Here is a 17,350-nt window from a genome sequence, read left to right as displayed (position 1 = left end):
AGACACCCTCGCCGTGTTCGCTCAGAGACGCGCGCGACGATGCCCGCAGAGGGCGCGGACGACGGGTGGAGCAACGCAGAAGCGCGCAGACATCCGAGGATGCCCGCGCGCTTCGCGAGGTGCTGCAGGGGGTTAGCGGTTGCCGTCCACCGAACGCTTGTCGCCCGCGTCAGGCGCCGTGCCCGGCTGCACACCGGACTCGGTGGGGTGAGCCGGCTTGGCCGAGCCCTCGACCGGTGCACCGGCGGCGTGCGCGGTGGAAGCATCCGGGGCCCCGACCTTGGCGGTCTGCGCCGCCTGACCGCGCGTCTTCCGCAGGCTGAGCACGGTGGCCACGGCGATGGTCAGGCCGATGAACACGAGCGAGAACCAGATGGGGATCTCGGGCGCCCACTCGACGTGCTCGCCGCCGTTGATGAAGGGCAGTTCGTTCACGTGCAGGGCGTGCAGCACGAGCTTCACACCGATGAACGCGAGGATGACGGCCAGCCCCTGGGCCAGGTAGACGAGACGCTCGAGCAGCCCACCGATGAGGAAGTACAGCTGACGCAGACCCATGAGGGCGAACGCGTTGGCCGTGAACACGATGTAGGCCTCGCTCGTGAGGCCGTAGATGGCGGGGATCGAGTCGACGGCGAACACCAGGTCGACGAAACCGATGGCGATGATCGTCAGCAGCATGGGCGTGAAGAAACGCTTGCCGTCGATCTTCACGGTGATGCGGTCACGGTGGTAGTCGTTCGTGAGCGGCAGGATGCGGCGGGCGAACGAGATCATCTTGCCGTTGGCGGGGTCGCTCTCGTGGTTGCTGAACGCCTGGCGGTAGGCCAGGAAGAGCAGCAGCGCGCCGAAGATGTAGAAGATCCAGGAGTAGTTCTCGATCAGGCCGGCGCCCACGGCGATGAAGATGCCGCGCAGAATGAGGGCGATGATGATGCCGATCATCAGCACCTTCTGCTGGTAGGCCTTCGGCACCGCGAAGCCCGTCATGATGATCAGGAACACGAAGAGGTTGTCGATCGACAGGGCCTTCTCGGTGAGGTAGCCGGCGAAGTACTCGCCACCGAAGCTCCAGCCGGAGAAGATGCCGATGCCCACGCCGAAGATGAGGGCCAGGCCGATGTAGAAGGCCGACCAGCGGGCGGATTCGCCGATGGAGGGCTCGTGCGGTTTGCGCACGTGGGCGAAGAATTCGTACACGAAGAAGGCGATGGTCACCGCGATGGTGATCAGCCAGATGGTGGGGGTCACGTTCACGTGAGGCTCCAAGGGGTCGACGAAATAGGATCCAAAGTCTCATCCGCCATCGCGTGGATTGCGCGTGTGATGGCCGTTGCTCCGGGACGCGGCTATGGGTCCGTACTGACGAAGCTTCCGTTGGTGGATTACTCCCCTTGCGGAGGAAAAAGTACCCTCCGAACCTGAGGAAACCATGTATTTGGATGGAATCAGCAGCGCTCGGTGGCACCATTCGCGTCGGCGAGAGCCCGGGCGGTCGAGGCGAGCACCGCGCGGAATGCGACCGTGGCCGGGTGTTCGGCGCCCGAGTGCCGCACCGAGGTGAAGATCGTGCGGCGCGGAGCGTCGTGCAGATCGATGAGGCGGCACGACGTGTCGCGGCCCGTCCAGACGAGATCGGGCATGAGTGCGACGGCGTTTCCCGATTCGATGAGACGGATCTGGGCCTGCAGGTCGGCCGTCTGATAGCGAACATCGGGTTCGAAGCCGGCCCGGCGGCAGAGCTGTTCGGCGAAGTGGCGCGACGCCGTGCCGTGCGGCTCCATTACCCAGGCCAGGTCGGCGGCATCCTCGATGCGGTCGACGGTGTGCAGCTGGCGGCTCTCGGGTGGCGCGGCCAGGCGGATGGCGTCGGTCGTCAGCTGTTGGCGGTCGAGGTCGGGCCAGAGCGGCGCGGCGTGGGCGGGGTATTGTTCGGCCACCACCATGTCGTAGTCGCGCGCCCAGGTCTCGGAGAGCGCGGTCTCGGGTTCGCGCTGCGTCATCTCGACGCGGACATCCGGATGCTGCGTGCGCATGGTGTTGAGTGCGTCGGGCATGAGCGCCAGAGCCGCCGACTGGAACACGGCCACGCGCACCGTGCCGCTCGCGCGATCTCGGGCCCCGCGCAGCTGCCCCTCGGCGCGTTCGAGGATGTCGAGCAGCTCGGCCGTGTGCGCCACGAGCATCTCGGCCTCGGGGGTGAGCTGCACGCGGCGACCCACCTTGCGCAACAACTCGACGCCCGTCTCCTGCTCGAGGATGGAGAGCTGCTGAGACACCGTCGAGGGGCTGAAATTGAGCGCCGCGGCGACATCGGCGAGGGTGCCGCGGATGCTCAGTTCGCGCAGCAGGCGCAATCGTCGCACGTCGAGCATCCGACCCCTTTCATTCTTCGGAAATCCTAATGGATACCGCTCGAAAAGAGTTGCTATTCATAACGGGAGCGCGACCGCATACTGAACTCACCCCCACCTCCTCAGGCGACGCCCGACCGGCGCCGTCTCCGCGTAAAGGACAGTCAATGACCGACGTCACCGAGAACCGCTCCGCTCCGGCCCCCGAACCCGCGCGTGAGGATGCCTCAGCCAGCGCTTCCGCTGCCGCCGACACATCGTTCGAGCAGGAGTTCACCGGGCTCTCCGACGAGGCCATCGCACTCGTGCGCCGCTGGCTCACCGCCGCCGACGACCAGCCCGTCGACGCCTCGGCGCAACAGCTCGCGGGCGTGCTGAAAGACCCCAACGGCCTCGACTTCACGGTCGGCTTCGTCGACGGTGTCGTTCGGCCAGAAGACCTCACCGTCGCGGCGCGCAACCTCGCCCGCCTGGCCCCCAAGGTGCCCGCGTTCCTGCCGGTGCCCATGCGCGCGGCCGTGCGCCTCGGCGGCATCGCAGCGCCCATCCTGCCGGGTGTCGTCATCCCCATCGCCCGCAAGGTGCTGCGCCAGATGGTGAGCCACCTCATCGTCGACGCCACCGACCAGAAGCTCGGCGCGGCCATCGCCAAGATCAAAAGCGACGACGTGCGCCTGAACGTCAACCTGCTGGGCGAGGCCGTCCTCGGCCAGAAAGAAGCATCCCGCCGCCTCGCGGGAACCCACGCCCTGCTCGCGCGCGACGACGTCGACTACGTGTCGATCAAGGTGTCCTCCACGGTCAACCCGCACTCGCCGTGGGCGTTCGACGAGGATGTCGACCACGTCGTCGAGAGCCTGACACCCCTGTTCGAGCGTGCCGCCGCAGCATCCACGCCCAAGTTCATCAACCTCGACATGGAGGAGTACAAGGACCTCGACCTCACGATCGCGGTCTTCACGCGCATCCTCGACAAGCCCGAGTTCCACGACCTCGAGGCCGGCATCGTGCTGCAGGCCTACCTGCCCGACGCACTTTCGGCCATGATTCGCCTGCAGGAGTGGGCCGCAGCCCGCCGCGCCACCGGGGGCGCTGCCATCAAGGTGCGCATCGTCAAGGGCGCCAACCTGCCCATGGAACAGGTCGAGGCGTCGCTGCACGACTGGCCGCTCGCCACGTGGGGCAGCAAACAGGACAGCGACACCAACTACAAGCGCGTCGTCGACTACGCTCTGCACCCCGACCGCGTGAAGAACGTGCGCATCGGCGTGGCCGGGCACAACCTCTTCGACATCGCCTTCGCCTGGCTGCTCGCCGGTCGCCGGGGTGCGCGCGACGGTATCGAATTCGAGATGCTGCTCGGCATGGCGCAGGGCCAGGCCGCGGCCGTGAAGAAGGATGTCGGCAGCCTCCTGCTCTACACGCCCGTCGTGCACCCGCAAGAGTTCGACGTGGCCATCGCCTACCTCATCCGCCGCCTCGAAGAGGGCGCCTCGTCGTCGAACTTCATGTCTGCCGTGTTCGAGCTGTCGGCCAACGAGGAACTGTTCGAGCGCGAGAAGAACCGCTTCCTGGCCTCGCTCGCCGACTTCGACCGCGCCGTGCCCGGGCCGAACCGCACGCAGAACCGCCAGCTGCCCGCCGCCCCCGCGCCCTCCGACACGTTCGAGAACACGCCCGACACCGACCCGTCGCTGCCCGCCAACCGGGAGTGGGCCCGCGACATTTTGTCGCGCGTCGCCGACACGCGGCTCGGGCTCGACACCCTCGAGGCATCCACCGTCACGACGAAAAAGGCGCTGGCCGAGCGCATCAAGACGGCCACGCAGGCCGCCGGTGACTGGGCCGCACGGGGCGGCGACGGCCGCGCCGAACTGCTGCACCGCGTGGGTGACGTGCTCGAACAGAACCGAGCGCGCCTCATCGAGGTGATGGCCGCCGAAACCGGCAAGACCGTCGACCAGGCCGACCCCGAGATCTCGGAAGCCATCGACTTCGCCCACTTCTACGCCGAGCAGGCGCGCGAACTCGACCGCGTCGACGGCGCCACCTTCGTGCCCGCGCGCCTGACGGTCGTTGCCCCGCCGTGGAACTTCCCCGTGGCGATTCCCGCCGGGTCGGCGCTCGCCGCGTTGGCCGCGGGGTCGTCGGTGATCATGAAGCCTGCGCCCCAGGCATCCCGTTGCGGTGCCGTGCTGGCCGACGCGCTGTGGGAGGCCGGCATCCCCGCCGACGTCTTCCAGCTCGTGCAGGTCGACGAGGGCGCCCTCGGCCGCGAGCTCGTCGCGCACCCGAGCGTCGACCGCGTTATTTTGACCGGCGGCTACGAGACGGCCGAGCTGTTCCGCTCGTTCCGCCACGACCTGCCCCTGCTGGCCGAGACCAGCGGCAAGAACGCCATCATCGTCGCCCCGAGCGCCGACATCGACCTCGCCGTGAAGGATGTCGTGAACTCGGCGTTCGGTCACGCCGGCCAGAAGTGCTCGGCCGCGTCGCTCGTCATCCTCGTCGGCTCGGTCGCCCGCTCGCGCCGGTTCCACGACCAGCTCGTCGACGCCGTATCGTCGCTCACGGTCGGCTACCCGACCGATGCGACCACGCAGATGGGCCCCGTCATCGAACCCGCCGCGGGCAAGCTGCTCTCGGGTCTCACCGAACTGGGCGCGGGCGAAAGCTGGCTCGTGCAGCCGCAGAAACTCGACGACACCGGGCGTCTGTGGAGCCCCGGCATCCGTGACGGTGTGCGCCGCGGCTCGACGTTCCACAAGACCGAGTACTTCGGCCCCATCCTCGGCATCATGACGGCCGCAACGCTCGACGAGGCCATCGCCATGCAGAACGAGGTCGACTACGGCCTGACGGCGGGGCTGCACTCGCTCGACCCCGCCGACCTCGAGGTGTGGCTGTCGGATGTCGCGGCCGGAAACCTCTACATCAACCGCGGCATCACGGGCGCCATCGTGCGTCGTCAGCCGTTCGGCGGCTGGAAGAAGTCGGCCGTGGGCCCCGGCACCAAGGCCGGCGGACCGAACTACCTCATCGGGCTGGGCTCCTGGCAGTCGGACACGTCGTCCGCGTCGACGCCCGTCACCAACCCGGATGTCGTGGCGCTGCGTGACGCGGCCCTCGCGTCCGGCGCGCTCGACGCCACCTCCGGCATCCCCGCCATCGACCGCCTCGAGCGCTCGCTCGCGAGCGACGCCGAAGCGTGGGCGACCCGCTTCGGAACCGCGACCGATGTCTCGGGGCTCAGCGCCGAACGCAACGTGTTCCGCTACCTGCCGCGTCACACCGCCATCCGCCTGTCGGAGGGGGAGTCTCTCGCCGATCTCGTGCGCGTCGTGGCGGCGGCCTTCGCGGCCGGTGCGCGCCCCACGGTTTCGGTGCCCGAGGCGTTGCCCGCACGCATCCGGTCGGTTCTCGAGGCACGTGACCTGCGCGTGACGGTCGAATCGGATGAGGCGTTCCTCACGCGCGCCGGCCGCAGCCGCGCCGACCGCGTGCGCCTCATCGGCGGCTCGATGTCGGCTCTGGCCGCCGCGACGGGCGGTCGTCCCGACCTCGGCATCTATGGCAACCCGGTCACCGAGTCGGGCCGCGTCGAGCTGCTGCCGTTCCTGCAGGAGCAGGCCGTCAGCATCACGGCGCACCGCTTCGGCACACCCAACGCGCTGTCCGAGGGCCTCATCTAGCCGGCGCGCTCGGCAGCGCGCGCCGCTGCATCATCCGGCCCTCGGCTCTGCGGATTCACCCCGCGGATCCGAGGGCCGGTCTGGGTTCGCGGGGTGGCGGTTTCAGGCCGTCGGGCCCGTGACGGGCCAGACGTAGTCGAGGTCGGGCGGCACGTCGGGAAAGAGGGGCGCGTAGAACTCCGGATACTTGCGCAGCAGGTTCGAGCGGTGCGAGATCATGATCGACTCGTCGGCGAGCCAGGGCGGGCGCTCGAACGTTTCGGCGATGTAGGCGTCGAGGTCGGCGGGGGAGGTGGCGAGGTCATCCAGCGTCTTCTCGAGGCACGTGTCGCCGAAACCGCGGCGCACCCACTCGGCGCACGTCGCCTCCTGATAGTCCATGAGGGCGGCTCGATAACCCCGCCACATGCGCGTGACGGGGTGGTTCTGCCATCCGTAGGTCGGGATGGTGAGGGCGCGCATGATCTGCAGGGTCTCGACGCGCTGTTTGCCGAGGCGGCGGTCGTCGAGCACGCGGGCGCTCTCGTCGAAGTCGGCGAAGGGCACGAAGGTTTGCATGGGTCCTCGGTTCTTGCACAGCAGGCGCAGGCACACGGCAGAGAAAAACCCCCGCCTCCCGGAGTGTTCTCCGAATGACGGGGGCGATGGTGGGTGGGCGCCCTACTCGGGTGAACCGCCCGAGACGGTGTCGGCCTGAGGCTCGTCGTCGTTGCCATCGGTGCCCGTGCCGTCGGGCAGGTTGTCGGTCTTCTGCGTCTCCTCGTCGGACACGTTGGTCGAACCGTTGGAATCTTCCTCTGGGGTCTCGATCTTGTCGCTCATGACTCCAACCTACGCCCGGTGCGGATGCTCTGCAGGGGCTTTCATCGCGTGCAACGGTGAGCGTAGAATCGCTCGCCCTCGCCCCGCGGTCGACTCCGGGGGCCTACTCCGGTGGGTGCAGTCGCGGGCGGAATGTCCCCCTCACGGACGATTGTGGCCCGTATGGTCGCCCTGTCAGCATGGAATCTCCGCCACAGTCAGGACATCCGCATGATTGAAGCCCGTTCGCTCACGAAACAGTACGGCGATAAGACCGCCGTCAACGACGTGAGTTTCACCGTCCAATCCGGCAAGGTCACGGGGTTCCTCGGGCCCAACGGCGCCGGCAAGTCCACCACCATGCGCATGATCGTGGGGCTCGACCGCCCGACGAGCGGCTCCGTGACGGTGGACGGCAAGCCCTACGCCGACTACCCGGCTCCGCTGCACGAGGTCGGTGTGCTGCTCGATGCCAAGGCCGTGCACACGGGCCGCAGCGCCTACAACCACCTCCGCGCCATGGCGGCAACCCACGGCATCCCCACGTCGCGTGTGAACGAGGTCATCGAGATGACGGGTCTCACGGGCGTGGCCAAGAAACGCGTCGGCGGCTTCTCGCTCGGCATGGGGCAGCGCCTCGGCATCGCGGCGGCCCTGCTGGGCGACCCGCGCGTGCTCATTCTCGACGAGCCCGTCAACGGCCTCGACCCCGAGGGTGTGCTGTGGGTGCGCCAGCTGGTGCGCTACCTGGCCGCCGAGGGGCGCACGGTGCTGCTGTCGTCGCACCTCATGAGCGAGATGGCGCAGACCGCCGATCACCTGATCGTGTTGGGCCGGGGCCGCGTGATTGCGGATGCTCCCATCGCCGACATCCTGGCCGGTGACCAGACCGCGGCCGTGCAGGTGAAGAGCCCTCGGCTCGACGAGTTGGCAGCAGCCCTCGTGGCGCTCGGCCGGCCGAACGTCGCGCTCGCGCCCGTCTCTCCCGGAACCGCGTCGGTGACGGGCCTGACCGCCGAGCTCATCGGTGACACGGCAGCCGCCAACGGCATCGCGCTGCACGAACTGACCCCGACCTCCGCGTCGCTCGAGGACGTGTTCATGCGCCTCACGCAAGACGAGGTCGAGTATCGTACCGGCGCGGGCGAACAGGGCTCCATGCCATCCGGTGCCCACGCCGCCGCACCGTCCGCTTCCGCGTCCGCTTCCGCTTCTTCCGCTTCCGACGCCCAGGAGGCGACCCGATGAGCACGACATCCGCCCCCAGCCGTTCCCACGCTGGCGCCCCCGCACCCGCACAGCGTGGAAAGCTCAACTTCGGCGGTCTGCTCGTCTCCGAGTGGATCAAGCTGACGACCGTGCGCTCGACCGTGTGGTCGCTCGCCGTCCTCGTGCTGATCAGCGTTGGCCTCGGCCTGCTGATCGCCACCTTCCTGGAGGCGGGGGATGCCGGTGGCCCCGGTGGCCCCGGCGGCCCGGGTAGCCCGGCAGATGCTGCCGCTGCCGCCGCCACCGACTGGGCCCTTACCTCGGCAACCGCCGGCATGGCGATGGCCTCGCTCGTGGCCGCCATCCTCGGCGCTCTCAACATCACGAGCGAGTACTCGACCGGCATGATCCGCTCTTCGCTCGCCGCCGTGCCGAAGCGCCTGCCCGTGCTGTTCGCCAAGGCCGTCGTGCTGGCGCTCGTCACGTTCGGCGTGGGCCTCATCACGCTCTTCGGCACCTACCTCATCGTCACGCCCATCCTCGAAGGCAAGGGTTTCGAGGCTCATCTCGACGACCCGCAGACCGTCATCGCCCTCATCGGTGGCGCAGCCTATCTCGCCATCGTGGCCGTGTTCTCGCTGGGCCTCGGCACGATCATCCGCAGCGGTGCCGGCGCGATCGCGGCCGCCGTCGGCGTTCTGCTCATCCTGCCGCCGCTCTTCATGCTGGTGCCGCTCAAATGGCTGCAAGACCTCTACCCCTACCTGCTCTCGAGTGCGGGCGGGCAGATGCACACCATCCCCAACGGGTCGACGGATGTCGAGGGCTGGGTCGCCGTCATCGTCAGCGTCGCTTGGGCCGCCGTGTCGCTGGCCATTGCGGCCGTGATGTTGAAGCGTCGCGACGCGTAACGGCGCCTAGCCTTCCACCTCGACGAGGATGAGGGGCAGCTCGTCGAGCAGTTCGCGAGCGAGGAACCCGAGGGGGCCGACGCGCACCGAGAGCCGGTCGCCGGCTGCCGCGTGCGCATGAGACGCCCAGACGGCGGCCTGCGCCGGTTCGGACCCGCGGGCGCACAGGCCCGTGATCGCTCCGGCGAGAACGTCGCCCGAGCCGGAGGTGCCGAGGCCGCTGTGGCCCGTGCCCGACTGCCACACGCGGCCGTCCGGGTGGGCGATGACGTTGTGGCACGAGACGACGGCGCGGTAGCGGTGCGCGATGGCGAGGGTGTCGGCGACGAGATCGGTGTCGGCATCGTCGTCGGAATCTCGCTCGAGCAGGCGGTCGGCTTCGCTCGTGTTGGGCGTGAGGACGAGCCGGTTCGCGAAGGTCTGCGCGATCTCCTCGACTTTCGGCAGCACGCCGAGTGCGTAAGCATCCAGGGCCAGGATGGTGTCGTCTCCGAGCAGGCCGGGAAGCTCGCGCAGCAGCGCTTCGGCTTCGTCGGCGTCGTCGAGGCCCGGGCCCACGAGCACGACGTCGGCCGAGGAGAGGTCGTCGGCGATGTCTTTCACCGAGGCGCCGGCGACGTGGCCGCCGTCGGTTTCGGCCAGCGGGGCGACGCCCGATTCGGGCACGGCAACGGCGACGTGCGGTGCGACCGATCCCGCGACGGCGAGCGTGAGCCGTCCGGCGCCGACGCGCAGGGCGGCGAGTCCCGCCAGTTGCGCGGCCCCGGGGGAGCGGAGCGCGCCGCCCACGACGACGACCTGCCCGCGGCCGTACTTCGAGTCGCCGCCACCCGGCAGGGTCCACTCGCGCAGCAGGTTGGGTGTGATGACGGTCGGCGTGGGCGTGGCATCTGTGTGGTCTGCCGAGGTCGTGTCGGTGTCGCTCATGCTGTTCCTCCGATGACGGCCGCCTCGGGCGACCCTTCGCTGCGGGTGTCGTCGCGCTCGCCCGAGTGGTGGGTGACGGGTGCGCCGGCGCGTTCGAGGTGGGTGGTGTCCGAGAAGGCGTCGAGCTGCCAGGGCTCGCCGGGGGCGCCGCGGCTGATGCGGGTCAGCGACGCGTTCTTGACCGAGTGCGATGACGCGAATTCGAGCAGCTCGGCTTCGTCCCAGTCCAGGCACACGTAGAGCAGCAGCATGACGATGGAGTCGTGAGCGACGATCACACCGAGGCTCTTCGACCCGGTGTCGTGCGCATCGTCCTCGATGTCGCGCAGCACGCTGCGCAGCCGCAGGGCCAGGTCGGCCCACGATTCGCCGCCGGGCGGTCGGTAGGAGAACTTGCCGAGCCAGTCGCGGCGCTCTTCTTCTTCGGGATGCCGCGTCTGCACGCCGTGGCGCGTGAGCAGGTCGAGGATGCCGAGCTCGCGGTCGCGCAGACGCTCGTCCCGTCGCGGCGACAGCGGCAGCTGCGCAGCATCAAGCGCCAGCTCGAGGGTCTCGCGGGCGCGCAGATAAGTTGACACCCAGAGCCGGGTGCTGTCGAGGCGCAGACGCTCGTCGTTGTCGGCGAAGACCGAGCCGAGCGCGGCCGCCTGCCGTTCTCCGTCCTCGGAGAGGGGAACGTCGGCGTCGCGCATCTCGATGTGGATGACTTCGGCGCCCTCCGCTTCGGCAGCGCTCGCGGCCCGGTTGGCGATGCTCTCGCCGTGGCGGATGAGCCAGAGTTCTGTGGCAGCCATGCTTTCAGGCTATCCAGCCACTGCCGCCAGACAAGTGGTTGACGTGTTGTGCGCCGACCTCTATCGGGAGGCGCTCGCGGCACCCGTCAGAAGCGTGAGGATGTCCTGGTAGCGCTCGGTCGTGCGCGCGACGATATCGGCGGGCAGCTCGGGCGGCGTGCCCGTCTGGTCCCAGTTGGCGGCCAGCCAGTCGCGCACGATCTGCTTGTCGAACGAGGCCATGCGCTCGGCCGGGGTTCCGCCGGATGCCCACGCCTCGGCATCCCAATAGCGGGATGAGTCGGAGGTGAGCACCTCGTCGGCCAGGACGATTTCGCCCGTGTGGGGGTCGCGGCCGAATTCGAACTTGGTGTCGGCGAGGATGACGCCGGCGGGCTCGGCGAGGGCTGAGGCGCGGCGGTAGATCGACAGGGAGAGGTCGCGCAGGGCCGCGGCATCGTCGGCGCCGATGAGTTCGACGACGCGCTCGAAGCTGATGTTCTCGTCGTGTTCGCCGAGCGGTGCCTTGTAGGCGGGGGTGAAGAGCGGCTCGGGCAGCCGGTCGCCGTTCTGCAGGCCGGCGGGCAGGGGGATGCCGCACACGCTCTGGTCGGCCTCGTACTCTTTCCAGCCGGAGCCGGTCAGGTAGCCGCGCACCACGCATTCGACGGGGAACATGTCGAGCTTCTTGACGAGCATGCTGCGCCCGACGACCTCGGCGGGGATGATCTCGCGCACGGTGGACGGATCGCTGGCGGCGTCATCCGAGGTCAGTTCGTGATCGGCCACGAGATGGTTGGGCACATCGGCCAGCTGGTCGAACCACCACAGGCTCAGCGTGGTGAGCAGCTCACCTTTGCCGGGGATGGCGGGCGACAACACGTGGTCGAAGGCGCTGACCCGGTCGCTGGCGACGACGAGCATGCGGCCGGCGGCCCCGTCGGTGCGCCCGGCGGCGGGCTCGTACAGGTCGCGCACTTTGCCGGAGTAGACGTGGGTGAAGCCGGGCAGTTCGAGGTAATCGCTCACACGCCCATTATCGCGGAGTCTGTGTGCTCATCGATGCGTGTTGTTGCCCGCTAGATTGGCTCACAGCAAGGTTTTCGGGGAGGGCGCGTGCGCCCGCACGAGGGGGGTTCGCATGTCGATGGGTTCGCGCGATGGTCTGCAGCCGGATGATTCCGGAGCGCCCGACGTCGGCACGAGCGGCGGGAGCCCGGAGGCGCCTTCCTCGAGGCGCCGGGTCTGGTTGCTCGTCGGCGGGATCGTGGCGGCGGTCGTGATCGTCTCGCTCGTCGTGGTGTTCTTCCTCACCCGACCGGGCGGCGATCCCGTTTCCGCTCCGACATCCTCTGCCCCCGCGTCGTCGACCGCGGTTCCGACCGCGTCGCCCACCGCCCCGGCCTCGGCGACGTCCAGCTCGGCCCCCGTCGAACCGGCGGCGCCTGTCGCCCTGCCGACCGATTGCTACGAGATCTTCGACCAGGCCTATCTCGACACCTATGGTTCGGCCGAACTGAACAGCCCCCTGCTCGATCCGGTCATTTCGCGCATCCCCGATATCGAGGCGCTTCGCGCGAGCTTGCCGGGTATCGACTGCCGCTGGGGTGGCCCGACCGAGGGTGGCACGGCGAGTTCCGTCAACGCGGTCACGCCGGCGCAGCAGGATGATGCGATCGCGCTCGCCGTCGCGAACGGGGCTTCGTGCGAAGCCTGGGAGCAGGGCACGAAATGCCGCATCTTCGAGCGGCTGGACGAGTGGTACACCGCCGAAGAGTATTTCTTCCGTGACGGCCTGTGGGTGTCCACCTGGCTTGCCGGCACGATCGGTGACGAGAACACGATCACCGAAGAGATGACGTCCTCGATCGAGTCGACGCTCTGGCCCTGACCGGGGCGTCAAACCCGACCACGGTTCGCGCCACCTCTCTGTGAGGCCGCCCGAGCGCGAGGCCGCTGCGCCCGTTGCGCGGCCTATTCCGTCACGCGGCGACCTCCGCCACACAGCTGCTTCCACGCGGCCCCGGCTTCGGCGGCGGTTGTGCGGCGTATCGCTTGAGGCAGCGACCTCCGTGACAGAGCGGCTTCCATGCGGCCCCGGCTTCGGTGGCGGTTGTGCGGCGTATTCCTTTAGGCGGCGACCTCCATGGCACAGCGGCTTTCATGTGGCCCCGGCTTCGGTGGTGGTTGTGCGGCGTATTCCTTTAGGCGGCGACCTCCGTGACAGAGCGGCTTTCATGAGGCCCCGGCTTCGGTGGTGGTTGTGCGGCGTATTCCTTTAGGCGGCGACCTCCGTGACAGAGCGGCTTTCATGAGGCCCCGGCTTCGGTGGTGGTTGTGCGGCGTATTCCTTTAGGCGGCGACCTCCGTGACAGAGCGGCTTTCATGAGGCCCCGGCTTCGGTGGCGGTTGTGCGGCGTATTCCTTTAGGCGGCGACCTCCATGGCACAGCGGCTTTCATGAGGCCCCGGCTTCGGTGGCGGTTGTGCGGCGTATTCCTTTAGGCGGCGACCTCCATGGCACAGCGGCTTCCATGAGGCCCCCGCATCGGCGGCGGTTGCGCTACCGAGGCGCGGAGGGTGGTGCCAGCTCGGTGGGTGCCGCTGCGGCGATGAGCTTGTGCAGCGTGGAGCGCAGGCCGTCGAGTTCGTCTAGCGTCATGCCCAGTTCTCCGACGATGGTGGTCGGGATGCCTTCGGCCTTCGATCGCAGCTCCCGCCCCGCGTCGCTCAGCGTGATGTCGAGAACGCGTTCGTCGTGCGTGGAGCGCCGGCGCTGAACAAGCCCGGCTGCTTCCAAGCGCTTGAGCAAGGGGGACAGCGTGGCCGGCTCGAGCTGCAGCACCTGCCCGAGCTCTTTCACTGAGCGCGGCTCGTTCTCCCATAGCGCGAGCATCACCAGATATTGAGGATGCGTCAGCCCGAGCGGTTCGAGCACGGGCCGGTACAGCGCCAACACGCTGCGCGACGCAACGGCCAATGCGAAGCAGACCTGATTCTCGAGCGCGAGCACATCGGCCTCGGCGGGCAGCTTTTCGGTGCCTGCCGCGGTCTGCGCCGTTGCGTGCGTTCGTTCAGCTGTCGACATCCGAGCATCCTCCGCATTTAGTATGTACACTAATCATTATGGCACGAAGCAAAAAGAAGCGTCTGACGGTGAAGGAAGCCGGCGGTATAACCGGCTGGCTCACCGCCACGCTGCTGCCCTATTTGGGCCCGCCGCCCCTCGGTGACCGCAACGAGCCGCAGGCACCCTCATCTGTCGACAACCCGTGCCCGATCTGCGGTGCGCCCATGTCCGAGCACCGCGTCGACCGCTCGGGCGAACGCACGCAGCTCTACTGCCCGACCGCGCCCACCCCTTAGCGCTACAGCGGGTCTCGGAAGGCCCGCTTCGCCGCACCGTCTCGCGGTCCCGCCGCCCGCCGCCCGCCACGTCCAGTCCGGCGAGGCATCCTCTTCCATGCGTCCCCCCTTGATGCGGCGCCTCCTTGCACCGCCTCCCTTCGCGTCGTCGGCCGCTCTCCGCGCCGCGTCGAGCCGTTGGTCGCGTCTCCGCGCTACGCCGTGCCGTTGGTCGCGTGTCCGCGCCACGTCGCGTCGTCGGTCGCCTCTCTGCGCCACGCCGTGCCGTTGGTCGCGTTTCTGCGCAGCGTCGCGCCGTCGGTTGCGTCTCCGCGCAGCGTCGTGCCGTTGGTCACCTCTCTGCGCCACGTTGCCTCGACCCGTACCACCTCGCCTCGAGGTGCGTCGTACCCCGTCGTCTCGCTGCACGCAGCTTCGTCGTGGCACGCCTCCTCGCGGCCCGCCACTTCGCCGCGCGTTGCTGCAGTTGGCGAGACCGCAGCGGCGTTCGAGCGCCGCATCGTGTCATTCGGATGTCGTTGTGGATGCGGAAGCGCCCGATCAACCTCCGCGCGGCCCGGGCTTGCACTTCCTTCTTGGTTTGAGCTATTCCAGGCGGTATATTCCAGGTGGACTATTCCAGATGGAATAGTCCACCTGGAATAGTGGAAACGCAGAAAGAATGTGCCTGTCGCCGAGACGACGATGAGGGCGGTGACGATATGAAGCGACGGAAACAGGGCGAAGGCCTCGGTATGCCAATGATCCGCGTTGCGGCCCTCGGGTTTCTCGCGGAACGACCGATGCATGCCTATGAGATGTATCAGCTGGCCCTGAAGCGCGGCGAGGATCGCGTCGTCAACGTCAGCCCAGGATCTCTTTACCGAGCGGTGTACGCGCTGGAAGACCGCGGGTACGCGGCCGAATTCGAAACATTCCGTGAAGGTCCGAGACCGGAGCGGACCACATTCGAAATCACTCAGGCCGGACGGGAAGCCTTCGAGCGCGAACTGCAGCACATGGTAGAAGTGCCTGCCGAGGAGTATCCCGAATACATCCTCGCGATATCTGGGATGCATGCGCTCGCGGCCGATGTCGTTCACGAAGCCGTCACGCGACGCAATCGTCACCTGGCCGCCGAGATCGAAGCCATCGACGAAGCCACCAGGGAGTCCGAGGAGCGAGGCGTGCCCGAGATGTACGTCCTGCACCGCCAGTTCCGTCGGCACATGATCTGCGCCGAGATCGACTGGAACGAGCAGCTCCTGGCCAGGCTCGACGCCCGAGACATCCCCTGGCACGACGACCGCAGCCCCGAAGAGCGCGCTCGCAACGGACCCGCCTCGCCGCACGTGGGCACGAGAAGCGGTCGGCGTCGAATGGCAGCGGGGGACGCATCCGGGCGGCGTTTTCGTTCAGACAACGTTCCTGAGCCGCCGCTCGAAGAAACAGCGACGGCTCGTGGAACGCTCGATAGGGCCTCGCACGAGCGCCGGGTAAGCGGCGTGGCCATCGGAGAAGACACCCGAGAACCTGAAACGAACCCGGCCGGCGCAACCCGGGACTGGACTGCCGAACTCGAGGAACGCGCGCAGCGTGAAGAAGCGGCGCGAGCATGGCTCCGCTCAATGGCCCGAACGCCTGACGCCGAACCCACGAACTAATGCGCCACGGGACGGCGGCACCGAGAACGTCCCACCAAACTCTGCCTAGAAGCATCCCCACCCCACCCGGGCCAGCCTGACGCTGAGCCCACGCATCCTGAGGACACCGTGGAAACCATCGCAAAACCGTGGCCGGCACTCTGGTCACTCGTCATCGGATTCTTCATGATCCTGATCGACACCACCATCGTCTCGGTCGCCAACCCCGCCATCATGCGCGGGCTCGGCGCCGACCTCAACGCCGTGCTCTGGGTGACCAGCGCCTACCTGCTCGCCTACGCCGTGCCGCTTCTCATCACCGGGCGGCTCGGGGACCGGTTCGGGCCGAAAAACCTCTACCTCGGCGGGCTCGTGATCTTCACGCTCGCCTCCGCCTGGTGCGGATTCGCCGGCAGCATCGAGATGCTCATCGTGGCCCGCGTGTTCCAGGGACTCGGCGCATCGCTCATGACCCCGCAGACCATGGCCGTCATCACGCGCATCTTCCCGCCCGACCGCCGGGGCGCCGCCATGGGACTCTGGGGAGCCACCGCCGGTGTCGCCACGCTCGTCGGCCCCATCCTCGGCGGCGTGCTCGTCGACGGGTTCGGTTGGGAATGGATCTTCTTCGTCAACGTGCCCATCGGCATCGTCGCATTCGTGCTCGCCGCGCGCCTCGTGCCGTCCCTCGAAAAGCACCCGCACAAATTCGACATCCTGGGCGTCGTGCTCTCGGCCGTCGGCCTGTTCCTGCTCGTGTTCGGCATTCAGGAAGGTGAGGCCTACAACTGGGGAACCATCGCGGGGCCCATCACCGTCTGGGGCCTCATCGTCGCAGGCATCGTCGTTCTGATCGGCTTCGTCGTCTGGCAGCGCTACAACCGCGGCGAACCGCTCCTGCCGCTGAAGCTGTTCCGCGACCGCAACTTCTCGCTCGCCAACGGCGCCATCACCACCGTCGGCTTCACGATCACGAGCATGAGCCTGCCGCTCATCTTCTTCTACCAGACCGTGCTCGGCCTGACGCCCACCCAATCGGCGCTCATGATGGTGCCCATGGCCGTCATCTCGGGCGTGCTCGCACCCGTCGCCGGCAAACTCATCGACCGCTACAACCCCCGCTACATCGCCGTCACCGGCATGCTGCTGCTGGCCGTCGCGCTCGTCTGGTACTCGCTGCTGCTCACACCCGACCGCCCCATCTGGATGTTCCTGCTGCCGAGCGCCGTCCTCGGCCTCGCCAACGCCGGCATCTGGGGCCCGCTCTCGACGACCGCCACGCGCAACCTGCCGCCGCAGCTCGCCGGCGCCGGCTCGGGCGTCTACAACACCACGCGGCAGATCGGTGCCGTGCTCGGAAGCGCGTCGATCTCCGCGCTCATGCAGGCCCGCATCAGCGCCGAACTCGGGGGCGGAGCATCCGGAGCCGCACCCGGTGGCGAGACGCCCACGACCGGCGGCGAACTGCCCGAGGCGCTGCACGCCGGGTTCACCGCGGCGATGGCTCAGGCCCTGCTGCTGCCCGCCGCCGTCGCGCTCATCGGGGCCGTCATCGTCGTGTTCTTCGCCAAGCCGAAACCGCCCCAGTGGGGTCCGCGGGCCCAGGCTGCGCCGGGTGACGCCGCAGCGACCGCAGACGCCGCAGAGGAAACGCAGACGACGCGGCCGTAGCGGGGAACCGGGGCTGAGGCATCCG

16 protein-coding genes are annotated in these 17,350 nt (G+C 68.3%); 7 read left to right on the top strand and 9 right to left on the bottom strand.

The window, feature by feature from the left end:
* Nucleotides 1-132 precede the first annotated feature (132 nt).
* Entirely contained in the window at nt 133-1,257 is a 1,125-nt protein-coding gene (locus ACZ6IE_RS12745) for a TerC family protein (protein WP_464608257.1), read from the bottom strand.
* A gap of 191 nt (nt 1,258-1,448) precedes the next feature.
* On the bottom strand, nt 1,449-2,375 hold the full coding sequence (locus tag ACZ6IE_RS12740; protein ID WP_464608256.1) for a LysR substrate-binding domain-containing protein: 927 nt from the start codon (nt 2,373-2,375) through the stop codon (nt 1,449-1,451).
* Between the two features lie 146 nt (nt 2,376-2,521).
* On the opposite strand from ACZ6IE_RS12740, the gene ACZ6IE_RS12735 reads away from it, so the two are divergent.
* On the top strand, nt 2,522-6,046 hold the full coding sequence (locus ACZ6IE_RS12735; RefSeq protein ID WP_464608255.1) for a bifunctional proline dehydrogenase/L-glutamate gamma-semialdehyde dehydrogenase: 3,525 nt from the start codon (nt 2,522-2,524) through the stop codon (nt 6,044-6,046).
* 102 nt (nt 6,047-6,148) lie between these two features.
* On the opposite strand, the gene ACZ6IE_RS12730 is transcribed toward ACZ6IE_RS12735, so the two are convergent.
* A complete protein-coding gene (locus ACZ6IE_RS12730) occupies nt 6,149-6,604 on the bottom strand; it encodes an MSMEG_6728 family protein (RefSeq protein ID WP_464608254.1) in 456 nt (151 codons plus the stop codon).
* A gap of 102 nt (nt 6,605-6,706) precedes the next feature.
* Complete coding sequence (locus ACZ6IE_RS12725) at nt 6,707-6,868, bottom strand: hypothetical protein (protein WP_159449542.1); 162 nt, start codon at nt 6,866-6,868, stop codon at nt 6,707-6,709.
* A 210-nt stretch (nt 6,869-7,078) separates the two neighbouring features.
* Between ACZ6IE_RS12725 and ACZ6IE_RS12720 the strand changes: the two genes are divergently transcribed.
* On the top strand, nt 7,079-8,095 hold the full coding sequence (locus ACZ6IE_RS12720) for an ABC transporter ATP-binding protein (RefSeq protein WP_464608253.1): 1,017 nt from the start codon (nt 7,079-7,081) through the stop codon (nt 8,093-8,095).
* Entirely contained in the window at nt 8,092-8,967 is an 876-nt protein-coding gene (locus ACZ6IE_RS12715; protein ID WP_464608252.1) for an ABC transporter permease subunit, read from the top strand. The genes ACZ6IE_RS12720 and ACZ6IE_RS12715 overlap by 4 nt, the downstream gene beginning before the upstream one ends.
* Nucleotides 8,968-8,973: 6 nt before the next feature.
* Here ACZ6IE_RS12715 and ACZ6IE_RS12710 read toward each other — a convergent pair whose 3' ends face one another.
* From ACZ6IE_RS12710 to ACZ6IE_RS12700, 3 genes are read right to left on the bottom strand one after another with little or no spacing between them, the layout of a single operon-like run.
* A complete protein-coding gene (locus tag ACZ6IE_RS12710; RefSeq protein ID WP_464608251.1) occupies nt 8,974-9,894 on the bottom strand; it encodes an NAD(P)H-hydrate dehydratase in 921 nt (306 codons plus the stop codon).
* Complete coding sequence (locus ACZ6IE_RS12705; protein WP_464608250.1) at nt 9,891-10,688, bottom strand: histidine phosphatase family protein; 798 nt, start codon at nt 10,686-10,688, stop codon at nt 9,891-9,893. The genes ACZ6IE_RS12710 and ACZ6IE_RS12705 overlap by 4 nt, the downstream gene beginning before the upstream one ends.
* Nucleotides 10,689-10,748: 60 nt before the next feature.
* Nucleotides 10,749-11,696 carry a phosphoribosylaminoimidazolesuccinocarboxamide synthase gene (locus ACZ6IE_RS12700; protein ID WP_464608249.1) on the bottom strand — a complete coding sequence of 316 codons (948 nt, stop codon included), beginning with the start codon at nt 11,694-11,696 and terminating at the stop codon, nt 10,749-10,751.
* 112 nt (nt 11,697-11,808) lie between these two features.
* Between ACZ6IE_RS12700 and ACZ6IE_RS12695 the strand changes: the two genes are divergently transcribed.
* Nucleotides 11,809-12,558: a hypothetical protein gene (locus ACZ6IE_RS12695; protein ID WP_464608248.1), complete on the top strand. Its 750-nt coding sequence runs from the start codon at nt 11,809-11,811 to the stop codon at nt 12,556-12,558.
* A 671-nt stretch (nt 12,559-13,229) separates the two neighbouring features.
* Here ACZ6IE_RS12695 and ACZ6IE_RS12690 read toward each other — a convergent pair.
* On the bottom strand, nt 13,230-13,754 hold the full coding sequence (locus tag ACZ6IE_RS12690) for a MarR family winged helix-turn-helix transcriptional regulator (protein ID WP_464608247.1): 525 nt from the start codon (nt 13,752-13,754) through the stop codon (nt 13,230-13,232).
* A gap of 38 nt (nt 13,755-13,792) precedes the next feature.
* Here ACZ6IE_RS12690 and ACZ6IE_RS12685 point away from each other — a divergent pair, with 38 nt between their 5' ends.
* A complete protein-coding gene (locus ACZ6IE_RS12685) occupies nt 13,793-14,032 on the top strand; it encodes a hypothetical protein (RefSeq protein WP_464608246.1) in 240 nt (79 codons plus the stop codon).
* A 194-nt stretch (nt 14,033-14,226) separates the two neighbouring features.
* Here ACZ6IE_RS12685 and ACZ6IE_RS12680 read toward each other — a convergent pair whose 3' ends face one another.
* On the bottom strand, nt 14,227-14,820 hold the full coding sequence (locus tag ACZ6IE_RS12680; protein ID WP_464608245.1) for a hypothetical protein: 594 nt from the start codon (nt 14,818-14,820) through the stop codon (nt 14,227-14,229).
* On the opposite strand from ACZ6IE_RS12680, the gene ACZ6IE_RS12675 reads away from it, so the two are divergent.
* Nucleotides 14,815-15,675, top strand: coding sequence for a PadR family transcriptional regulator (locus tag ACZ6IE_RS12675; protein ID WP_464608244.1), 861 nt, complete (start codon nt 14,815-14,817; stop codon nt 15,673-15,675). The two genes, ACZ6IE_RS12680 and ACZ6IE_RS12675, sit on opposite strands and share 6 nt — an antisense overlap.
* A 108-nt stretch (nt 15,676-15,783) precedes the next feature.
* Nucleotides 15,784-17,325, top strand: coding sequence for a DHA2 family efflux MFS transporter permease subunit (locus ACZ6IE_RS12670; RefSeq protein ID WP_464608243.1), 1,542 nt, complete (start codon nt 15,784-15,786; stop codon nt 17,323-17,325).
* Nucleotides 17,326-17,350 lie beyond the last annotated feature (25 nt).

This window comes from Okibacterium sp. AC114 (assembly GCF_979253355.1).
This window is presented reverse-complemented; position numbering and strand designations above follow the sequence as displayed.